Origin of the sequence: Aquabacterium sp. (assembly GCF_014378415.1) — a bacterium.
In the GTDB taxonomy this organism is placed as follows: domain Bacteria; phylum Pseudomonadota; class Gammaproteobacteria; order Burkholderiales; family Burkholderiaceae_C; genus Aquabacterium.
On the sequence record NZ_JACMNS010000181.1, the window covers coordinates 1 to 8,662 of the forward strand.

Sequence of the window (8,662 nt, forward strand, 5' to 3'; positions counted from 1 at the left end):
AGTTTGCCCTCACGGCGTTCCAACTGCACTTGCGCTACAAAAATCCCACGCGCCAAGTTCACCAGGGGTGTGAGCCAACTGGGGTGTGACGGTGCTTTTGATGGACGTTGATCTTGCGCCATGGTGGGGTGCTTGGCCTTTGTCTCCATCATGTGCCAAGTTCTGGCGAGGGCGCGTCGTTTGGCGTCGCGCTTGTCCACTAGGTCACGCAATTCGCCATCCCCCTTGCTCAAGGGGGCGGCCAGGGTTTTCATGGATGACTTGTGAGTTCCTTCACGAATAATCAAGAAACGGTGTTTTTTTATGACGCCTTGTTTCCAGCTCGCGAAGGCCATTCATGACTCAACCCACCATCCACCGTCGCCACGTCCTTGCCGCCCTCACGGCATCGGCTGCCTCCACCTTGATGTCGGGCGGGCAGGCCCAGGCCGCCACCGGCCCCACCGCGATCGGCGAGTACAACACCGACGTGGTCATCATTGGTGGCGGCTACTCGGGCCTGGCCTGCGCCCGCGCCTTGGTTGCCGCTGGGCGCCAGGTGCTCCTGCTGGAAGCGCGTGACCGCGTTGGCGGGCGTTGCTGGAACCAGAACCTGCCAGCGCCCTTCAGCAACTACGTGGTCGAGGGCGGCGCCGCCTTCATCGGCCCCACGCAAGACCGCATGTACGCCCTGGTCCAGCAGTTGGGCCTGAAAACCTACCCCGTCTACGACACGGGCAAACTGATCAACTACGCCAACGGCAAGCGCAGCACCTACACGGGCGTGCTGCCCTGGTCCAACCTGCTGGCCACGGGCGAGACGGCCATCGCCATGCTCAAGCTCGACGCCATGGCCAAGCAGGTGCCGCTCGATGCCCCGTGGACCGCCACCAAGGCCGCCGAGTGGGATTCGCAGAGCATGCAGACCTGGATGGACCGCAACCTGCTCACGGCCGATGCCAATAACCTGCTGCGCCTGGCCGTGCTGTCCCTGCTGTCGGTCGAGCCGCGCGACATCTCCTTCCTGTACCTGCTGCACTACATCAACTCGGGCGGCGGCCTGACCAGCCTGCTCAGCACGCAAGGTGGCGCGCAGCAAGACCGCATCGTGGGCGGATCCCAAAACATTGCACTGGGCATGGCGCGTGAGTTGAGCGGCCGCATCTTGTTCCGCGCGGTCGCCCACTCGGTCAAGCAAGACGCTGGTGGCATCGCGGTGTCGGGCGATGGCTTCACCGTGCGGGCCCAGCGCGCCGTCGTTGCCATGTCACCCTGGATGGCCTCGCGCCTGAGCTACGAGCCGCTGGACGGCCCGACCCAATGGCGCCTGCAGTTGATGCAGCGCGTGCCCATGGGCTCGGCCTGGAAAGTCCACGTCGCCTACGACCGGCCTTTCTGGCGCGACGAAGGCCTCAGCGGCCAAGTCACCAGCGACGCTTTCCTGCCCAAGATCGTGTTCGACACCACCCAGCCCACCGCCGGCGCGCCCGGCGTGATCATGGCCTTCATCGATGGCCAGGACGCGCGTGACGCCGCCTTGATGTCGCCCGCCGTGCGCAAGGCCAAGGTGCTTCAGGCCCTGGCCGTGTTCTTTGGCCCCAAGGCCGCCACGCCCCTGGCCTACATGGAAAACAACTGGCAGGCCGAGAACTTCAGCGGCGGCGCGCCCACCGGCGTCTTCCCGCCCGGCGTGCTCACCGGTTTCGGCCCCAGCCTGCGCGCACCCGTTGGCAAGCTGCACTGGGCCGGCACCGAAACCTCGGCCATCTGGACCGGCTACATGGAAGGTGCGGTGCGTTCGGGCGAGCGCGTGGCCCAGGAGATCCTGAATACATGAGCTCGGCGGTTCAGGCCTCGCCCGTCATCGTGGTGGGCGCTGGCCCGGCAGGCCTGGCCATGGCGGCCTGCCTGCAAAAAGAGAAGTTGCCCTGCATCGTGCTGGAGCAGCACGACCACGTGGGCTCGTCCTGGGTCGGCCACTACCACCGCCTGCATTTGCACACCGACAAGGCCCACTCGGCCTTGCCATTCTTTGATTTCCCCAAGTCCTACCCGCGCTACCCCTCGCGCCAGCAGGTGGTGGACTACCTGAACGCCTACACGCGGCATCACCAGATCCAACGCCTCCATGGGCAGAAGATCGTCCGTGCGTGCCGAACCGAAGAGGGGTGGGAGGTCCGTTCTCAGGACACCGTTCACCGCGCCAGCGCGCTCGTCTGGCCGTGCGCAGCCCCGTCAACGTCATCCGGCGCGAGGTGTTCGGCATCCCGTTCCTGACCATCGGCATCCTGCAGAAAGCTTTGCCGCCCCAACTGGCTGATGCCTTGAATGCCCCGGTGATGCGCTTGCTCACGGGCGACTTGACCAAGTACGGATTGCGCCCGCCCACTGAAGGCCCGGTGACGCAGATACGCAAGCATGGGCGCGTGCCCTTCATCGACGTGGACACCATTGCGTTGATCAAACAGGGGATGGTCCAGGTCAGGCCTGGCATCGAGCGCTTCACCGAGCAAGGCGTGGTGTTCAGCGATGGTCGGGCCGAGGCCTTTGATGCCGTGGTGCTGGCCACGGGCTAGCGCCCCAATGTCCAGTCATGGCTGGAAGCTGGCGACGGCGTGTTTGGTGACGGTGGAGCACCCCTGCTCAGCGGCCAGGCCTTGAACCAGGCCCACGGCTTGTACTTCTGCGGTTACTGCGTCTCGCCCACCGGTATGCTGCGTGAAATCTCGCAGGAGGCGCAACAGCTGGGGCGGCTCATCGCTCGCTCAAACCTTAGCCCCAGCCAGCCTTCCTTCAATCGGCAGATTGGTCCATGCGGCGGCCCAGGAATCGCCGCACCAATTGCTTGACCAGTGGGGCGCTGAGCATCACCCCGGCGGAGGCGCACGCTGCCATCGGCACCAGGGAGTCAAAGTAATCCATGAGGCCGGCGCCCAGCATGATGAAACCCAAACCCAGGAAGTACAAAGGCACTGCACGACCTTGGGTAGATGCTGCATTGGTCGGCATTTTTTACCATCGCTTTCAGAAAAGGCGAGTCGGTGAAATCCGACGCCTTGCCGCGATTTTGTCTTTCTGCGGTGCCTCTGATCGGCGCAGATGAGGTCGTCAGCGCGGTCTATTGCAGCGTTCGTGGCTGGTGGGCTCGCCATTTGCCGGGTGTGCGGGGTCAATAACTCAACGCTGAGGATCCATCATGGCCAATGCCAACACACCTTACGTCACCGGTCTGTTCAAGGACCGCGAAAGCGCCGAGCGCGCTTACCAATCATTGTCTGCACGGGGCTACACCAAGGACGATGTGAATCTGGTGATGTCCGATGACACGCGCAGTCGCCTCTTCTCCGCCTCCACCGTGAAGGAGACCGAGCTGGGCAGCAAAGCGGCCGAAGGCGCCGGCATTGGCGGGGCCATTGGCGGCACCGTGGGTGCCATTGCGGCGGCGGTCGCTGCCATTGGCACCACGCTACTCATTCCTGGTCTGGGTGTGGTGGTGGCCGGCCCTCTGGCGGCCGCTTTGGCGGGCGCTGGCGCCGGTGCGGCCGGCGGGGGCTTGATCGGTGCCCTGATAGGTTTGGGCATTCCTGAAGAGCGGGTCAAGAAGTATGAAACCGGCATCCAGGAAGGCGGCATCCTGTTGGGCGTGAAGCCGCGCTCAGATGACGATGCTGCCCACATCGAGCAAAGCTGGAAGAGCTACAACGGCGAACAAATCTACCGCTGAATGTGTTTTCAAGGCGATGTTGTGACCGAGGATTGGGGCCATTGGGCCCTGACCTCGGCCAGCAATTCCTTGCACAGTTGCCGCTCGTCAGGGTCGGTAATCTCAAGGCGGTTGCATGGCGTTGCCGACAATTTGGCCAAAGATGCGTCACGATCCCTGATGTAGAGCATTTCCATCACGCTGGCGCCACCGGCTTCCAGGATGGCCTTGGGGGTTCCGTGGACCTCCCAATAAGTGATTTGTCCGTTGGGGCCTTGGCAGAACCAGTAGGCGGCCAGGCCGTGGTTGGACGCGATGAACAAGCTGGGTCGATCAGTGTGTCGCGCAATCGGCTGCCCCGTGGGTGTGCTGGACAAAGCCAGATAAGCGGGAAGGCAATCGGGTTGGGCGGCCTGTGAGGCACAGGCGGCCACCGAAAGAATCGAGAAAATGACGGCACGCATAAGGACCTCTCACTGAGCGTCAATCACCACATCGCTGCAACTCTTGCGAGCGCAGTGTCATGAATAACAGGGCAACCAGCGTGCCCGCCTTCTGTGATCCCAGGAAATCATTTTTAAAATGCCAGCGGCACATGATTTCGGCCAAGCCTGACTCACGCTCCGGGCGCGGGCGTTCGGGCCAGCACCCACACGGACACGCTGCGCACGCCGGCGACCTGCAAGGTCCGCGTGATCTCATCCACGGTGGCGCCCGTCGTCAGCACATCGTCCACCAGGGCCACGCGGCGCCCGACCAAGGCGCGCCGACAGAGCGTGTTGACCTCGAACGCCCCGCGAATCTGGTTGCGGCGATCATCGGCCTCCAGGGTCATCATTCTGGGTGTGTCTTTCACGCGGCGCAAGGCTTGGGGCAGGGTAGGGATGCCCGTCTGCCTGGACAGGTGCCGGGCCAGCTGCCACGACTGGTTGTAGCCACGTTCGCGCAAGCGGATCGCCGACAAGGGTGTGGGGATGATCCATTGAGGCCGAGCGCGAGGCGGCAAGGCGTTGATCTGGGTGGCCATCAACGCGGCCAAAGGCTTGGCCAGCGCCACATCGCCCTGGAACTTGAACCGAGCGATCAGTTCGCGCCAGGGTGAGGTGTAGTCCACGGCGGCCATGGCGCGGTCAAACTCGGGCGGGTAGGCTTCGCAAGCCGTGCAGTCCGGTTGGCCGTCTTTCAGCGCCAAGGCGCACCGTTGGCAGCGCAAGCGCGGCGCGGCAAAGGCCGACAAGCAGTGGTGGCAGATGGCCTGCCATTGCGCCCGCTGGCAGACCAAGCACAGCCCGGGCCATGACAAGCGCCAGCGACGAGAAGAGCCAGGCAAAGAAAGCATCCAGTCAATATACTGGGTGCCCCGTCTGCAGGCCATCGCTCTGAGGAGGGGCTTTTGCTGTCACTGGTGTCCCATGTCTGCCCCTTCTCCTAATCCCGTCGCGCCTCAACCCCAGGCTTTGTTGCATCAGGCGCGCCGCCTGTCGGGGCTGCCTGCAGCGCCCTGGCTGTACCAGGAAGTGGGTCGCCGACTGGCCTCCAAGCTGGAAATCATCTTGTTGAAGCCCTTGCAATGGCTGGATTGGGGTGGATTTTTGGGTGGTGGCGCCGCCGAGGTGCAGGCCCGCTACCCGCAAGCCCAGCGCTGGGTGATGGAGCCCGTGCCCGAGTTGCAGCAACGCAGCCGCGAGCAATGGCGCGCCCAAGCCCCCAGAATTTGGTGGGCGCCCTGGCGCCGCGACAACACCGATCCAGTCATGCTGGGCACCTCATCTGATCCCGCTCCGTGGGCGCCGCAAGGCGTCCAGATGTTGTGGGCCAACATGGCACTGCATGCTCACCCTGACTTGCCTGGCTTGCTGAAGCAATGGCATCGGGCCCTGGCCGTGGACGGCTTCCTGATGTGCTCGGGCCTGGGCCCCGACACCGCCCGTGAACTGCGCCAGCTCTACCGCGAGCTGGGCTGGCCCCTGCCCACCATCAGTTTCATCGACATGCACGACCTGGGTGATGCCCTGGTCGAGGCCGGTTTTGCCGATCCCGTCATGGACATGGAGCAAATCACCGTGACCTGGGCCAGCGCCGAGGACATGTTGGCCGAATGGCGCACCTGGGGGGGCAATGTGGCGCAGGGCCGATATGCTGGTTTGCGGACGCCGCGTTGGCGTGCCCGCCTGCTCAAGGCGCTCACCCAGGGTTTGGCGCGCCCTGACGGCCGCCTGGGCCTGACGATCGAGCTGGTTTACGGCCACGCGGTCAAGCCCGCGCCCCGCCCGCAACTCGCCCCTGAGACCCGGGTATCCCTGGATGACATGAGAGCGATGATCCGGCATGGCGCACCCAAAACCTGAGCTGCCACGGCCGTGGACTGGCGCGTTGCGCGTTGCGAATCCCGCAAAATCACGGGTTAGCCATAGCAAAAGTAAATTCCGCGCGAGCTGAGATAGCGGCAGACCCCGGCTAAAATCGTGCGATTATTGAGGTTGGCTTGTGAGCCTGCCTTTTTCCGGGTGTTTCGCCCTTTCCCGCCCTTTGTGGCCTTGGAGCCGTGGCGTAAATGCCTGCCGCCTTGTCCCCAGTTCCTCTGATGTCCTCTGCCGCCCTGCGCTTTGGGGTGTGGCGCCCTTTGCTGAATCTGGTGCAGGGCGCGGCTTCCATGGCGGCGTCCGATGCATCCGGCTGGCGGGTCGAATGGCTCCTTCAGCGCGATGGCGCGCTCAGCGCACCTCAGGTGTGGTCGGTGTATGCCGCGCTGTGCCTGGTGTCGGCGGGTCTGGCAGGTGGATTTTGGTATTTTGGGTCGGCCTTCGTGTTGCCCTTTGCATTCATGGAAATGCTGGCGGTCATGGCCGCGGTGCTGATGTACTCCCGCCATGCTGCGGATCGCGAGTACATTGCCATGCGCCCCAATTTGCTGCGGGTCGAGCGCCGAAGCGGTGGCCGCACCAACTGTGTCGAATTCAACCCGCGCTGGGTGCGCGTCGAGCCCGATCGGGACGATGGCTCCCTGGTGCGTTTGTCGGGGCAAGGGCGCAGCGTGGTCGTGGGCGAGTTCGTTCAGCGTCAGCACCGTCGTCAACTGGCGGACGAGTTCCGCTGGGCGCTCAAACACCTTGAGGACTGAGGTGCCTGAGCGTGATCATGTGTCGCGTTCCTGCACCTGACATCCCCTCGCAAACAGACCTCTCAAACAACAAGTTCAACCATAGACGAGCGAAGAAATGATCAAGGATCTTGGGCATCAGGTGAGTCGGTGGTCCGCAGGACGGGCGCTCGGTTGTGCGTTCGGCGGCGTGGTGGCGCTGGCGTCTTTGGCGGCCAGTTCGGCGGCCTGGGCTGTCAACAGCCTGCCAGGCGGCCCGGCAGTGAACCAGCTGGACATGCATCCTGCGGTCACCAAAATTGCCCTCGAGCAGCAAAACCTGCACTATTTGCTGCTGTGGATCTGCAGCATCATCTTCGTCGCCGTCTTCGGGGTGATGTTCTATTCCATCTTCAAGCACCGCAAGTCCAAGGGCGCCAAGTCCGCCGATTTCCACGAATCCACCACCGTTGAAATCATCTGGACGGTGGTCCCCTTCATCATCGTGATCGGCATGGCCCTGCCTGCCACCAAGGTGGTCATCGCTCAAAAGGACACCACCAACGCCGACCTGACCATCAAGGCCACTGGCCAGCAGTGGAAGTGGGGCTACGACTACATCAAGGGCGAAGGCGAGGGCATCGGTTTCCTGTCCACGCTGGATGCCTCGCAACGGGCCTTGTCTGACGCGGGTACCCCTGCGGGCGATGACTATTTGTTGAAGGTCGACCACGCCCTGGTCGTGCCCGTCAACAAGAAGGTGCGCGTCATCACCACTGCCAACGACGTGATCCACTCCTTCATGGTGCCGGCCTTCGGCATCAAGCAGGACGCCATCCCCGGTTTCGTGCGCGACACCTGGTTCCGTGCCGAGAAAATCGGTGATTACTACGGCCAGTGCGTCGAGCTGTGCGGCAAGGAGCACGCCTACATGCCCATCCACGTCAAGGTCGTCTCTGAAGCCGACTACAGCACCTGGGTGCAAGGTCAGCTCAAGGAAATGCAGGCCAAGGCCGACGATCCCAACAAGGTCTGGACGCAAGACGATCTGATCGCCCGTGGCGAGAAGGTCTACACCGCCAATTGCGCCGCCTGTCACCTGCCCACTGGCAAGGGCGGTGGTGCCATCAAGCCGCTGGACGGCGCGGCTGTCGTGCTCAGCGCCGACAGGAACCTTCAAATCAAGGTGCTGCTCAACGGCCAGAACAACATCATGCCCGCCTGGAAGCAACTCTCCGACACGGAGATCGCCGCGGTCATCACCTACACCAAGAATCATTGGTCCAACAAGACCGGGCAGGTCGTGCAGCCTGCTGAAGTGCGCACTGCCCGTCAGTGACGCGGCGCTGACCTGACAAGATACGTAAAGGATTCGACATGAGCGCAGTCATTGATCACGACGATCACGCACACGACCACCCACACGGCTGGCGCCGCTGGGTGTACGCCACCAACCACAAAGACATTGGGACGCTGTACCTGCTGTTCTCGCTGACCATGCTGATGATCGGCGGCGTGCTGGCCCTGTGCATCCGCGCCGAGCTGTTCAAGCCCGGCCTGCAGTTGTTCAACCCTGAGCTGTTCAACCAGTTCACCACCATGCACGGCATCATCATGGTGTTTGGCGCCATCATGCCGGCCTTCGTGGGCATGGCCAACTGGATGATCCCGCTGCAGATCGGCGCCTCCGACATGGCCTTCGCGCGGATGAACAACTTCAGCTTCTGGCTGCTGATTCCCGCTTCGCTGCTGTTGGTGGGTTCTTTCTTCATGCCTGGCGGCGCACCTGCTGCCGGTTGGACGCTGTACGCACCGCTGACCCTGCAAATGGGCCCGTCTATGGACGCTGGTATTTTCGCCATGCACATCATGGGTGCCAGCTCGGTCATGGGCTCGATCAA

The 8,662-nt window shown here is 63.2% G+C and carries 12 protein-coding genes; 8 read left to right on the forward strand and 4 right to left on the reverse strand.

Annotated features, from left to right (window positions below; translation table 11 throughout):
- Window positions 1–335, reverse strand: a 335-nt coding sequence (locus H7225_RS16130) for a hypothetical protein (RefSeq protein WP_290663658.1), incomplete at its 3' end; no start/stop codon positions are given.
- Window positions 336–337: 2 nt separating this feature from the next.
- Here H7225_RS16130 and H7225_RS16135 point away from each other — a divergent pair.
- Genes H7225_RS16135 through H7225_RS16145 form a run of 3 tightly spaced genes read left to right on the forward strand, consistent with a single transcriptional unit; the run spans window position 338 to window position 2,555 of the window.
- The gene (locus H7225_RS16135) at window positions 338–1,816 is read left to right on the forward strand and encodes an FAD-dependent oxidoreductase (protein WP_290663660.1); all 1,479 of its coding nucleotides are present in this window, start codon (window positions 338–340) and stop codon (window positions 1,814–1,816) included.
- A complete protein-coding gene (locus H7225_RS16140) occupies window positions 1,813–2,256 on the forward strand; it encodes an NAD(P)-binding domain-containing protein (protein WP_290663662.1) in 444 nt (147 codons plus the stop codon). The genes H7225_RS16135 and H7225_RS16140 overlap by 4 nt, the downstream gene beginning before the upstream one ends.
- Window positions 2,202–2,555: a hypothetical protein gene (locus H7225_RS16145; protein ID WP_290663663.1), complete on the forward strand. Its 354-nt coding sequence runs from the start codon at window positions 2,202–2,204 to the stop codon at window positions 2,553–2,555. The genes H7225_RS16140 and H7225_RS16145 overlap by 55 nt, the downstream gene beginning before the upstream one ends.
- Window positions 2,556–2,772: 217 nt before the next feature.
- On the opposite strand, the gene H7225_RS16150 is transcribed toward H7225_RS16145, so the two are convergent.
- On the reverse strand, window positions 2,773–2,988 hold the full coding sequence (locus H7225_RS16150) for a hypothetical protein (RefSeq protein ID WP_290663665.1): 216 nt from the start codon (window positions 2,986–2,988) through the stop codon (window positions 2,773–2,775).
- Between the two features lie 187 nt (window positions 2,989–3,175).
- Here H7225_RS16150 and H7225_RS16155 point away from each other — a divergent pair, with 187 nt between their 5' ends.
- A complete protein-coding gene (locus tag H7225_RS16155; RefSeq protein WP_290663667.1) occupies window positions 3,176–3,703 on the forward strand; it encodes a hypothetical protein in 528 nt (175 codons plus the stop codon).
- Window positions 3,704–3,711: 8 nt separating this feature from the next.
- Here H7225_RS16155 and H7225_RS16160 read toward each other — a convergent pair whose 3' ends face one another.
- Window positions 3,712–4,146: a hypothetical protein gene (locus H7225_RS16160; protein ID WP_290663668.1), complete on the reverse strand. Its 435-nt coding sequence runs from the start codon at window positions 4,144–4,146 to the stop codon at window positions 3,712–3,714.
- Window positions 4,147–4,298: 152 nt separating this feature from the next.
- On the reverse strand, window positions 4,299–5,021 hold the full coding sequence (locus tag H7225_RS16165; protein WP_290663670.1) for a ComF family protein: 723 nt from the start codon (window positions 5,019–5,021) through the stop codon (window positions 4,299–4,301).
- Window positions 5,022–5,094: 73 nt separating this feature from the next.
- Between H7225_RS16165 and H7225_RS16170 the strand changes: the two genes are divergently transcribed.
- The 4 genes from H7225_RS16170 to H7225_RS16185 form a co-directional block, all read left to right on the forward strand.
- Window positions 5,095–6,030, forward strand: a complete 936-nt coding sequence (locus H7225_RS16170) for a biotin synthase (RefSeq protein ID WP_290663672.1) — start codon at window positions 5,095–5,097, stop codon at window positions 6,028–6,030.
- Window positions 6,031–6,266: 236 nt separating this feature from the next.
- A complete protein-coding gene (locus H7225_RS16175; RefSeq protein WP_290663674.1) occupies window positions 6,267–6,803 on the forward strand; it encodes a DUF2244 domain-containing protein in 537 nt (178 codons plus the stop codon).
- Window positions 6,804–6,972: 169 nt separating this feature from the next.
- Entirely contained in the window at window positions 6,973–8,100 is a 1,128-nt protein-coding gene (gene coxB / locus H7225_RS16180; RefSeq protein ID WP_290663678.1) for a cytochrome c oxidase subunit II, read from the forward strand.
- Between the two features lie 38 nt (window positions 8,101–8,138).
- Window positions 8,139–8,662: cbb3-type cytochrome c oxidase subunit I (locus H7225_RS16185; protein WP_290663676.1), on the forward strand; the 524-nt coding region annotated here is incomplete at its 3' end.

Bases quoted from the DNA above. Each gene is read 5' to 3' on its own strand.
- H7225_RS16135 (WP_290663660.1), top strand. From the start codon at position 338: ATGACTCAACCCACCATCCACCGTCGCCACGTCCTTGCCGCCCTCACG.
- H7225_RS16140 (WP_290663662.1), top strand. From the start codon at position 1,813: ATGAGCTCGGCGGTTCAGGCCTCGCCCGTCATCGTGGTGGGCGCTGGC.
- H7225_RS16150 (WP_290663665.1), bottom strand. From the start codon at position 2,988: ATGCCGACCAATGCAGCATCTACCCAAGGTCGTGCAGTGCCTTTGTAC.
- H7225_RS16155 (WP_290663667.1), top strand. From the start codon at position 3,176: ATGGCCAATGCCAACACACCTTACGTCACCGGTCTGTTCAAGGACCGC.
- H7225_RS16160 (WP_290663668.1), bottom strand. From the start codon at position 4,146: ATGCGTGCCGTCATTTTCTCGATTCTTTCGGTGGCCGCCTGTGCCTCA.
- H7225_RS16165 (WP_290663670.1), bottom strand. From the start codon at position 5,021: ATGCTTTCTTTGCCTGGCTCTTCTCGTCGCTGGCGCTTGTCATGGCCC.
- H7225_RS16170 (WP_290663672.1), top strand. From the start codon at position 5,095: ATGTCTGCCCCTTCTCCTAATCCCGTCGCGCCTCAACCCCAGGCTTTG.
- H7225_RS16175 (WP_290663674.1), top strand. From the start codon at position 6,267: ATGTCCTCTGCCGCCCTGCGCTTTGGGGTGTGGCGCCCTTTGCTGAAT.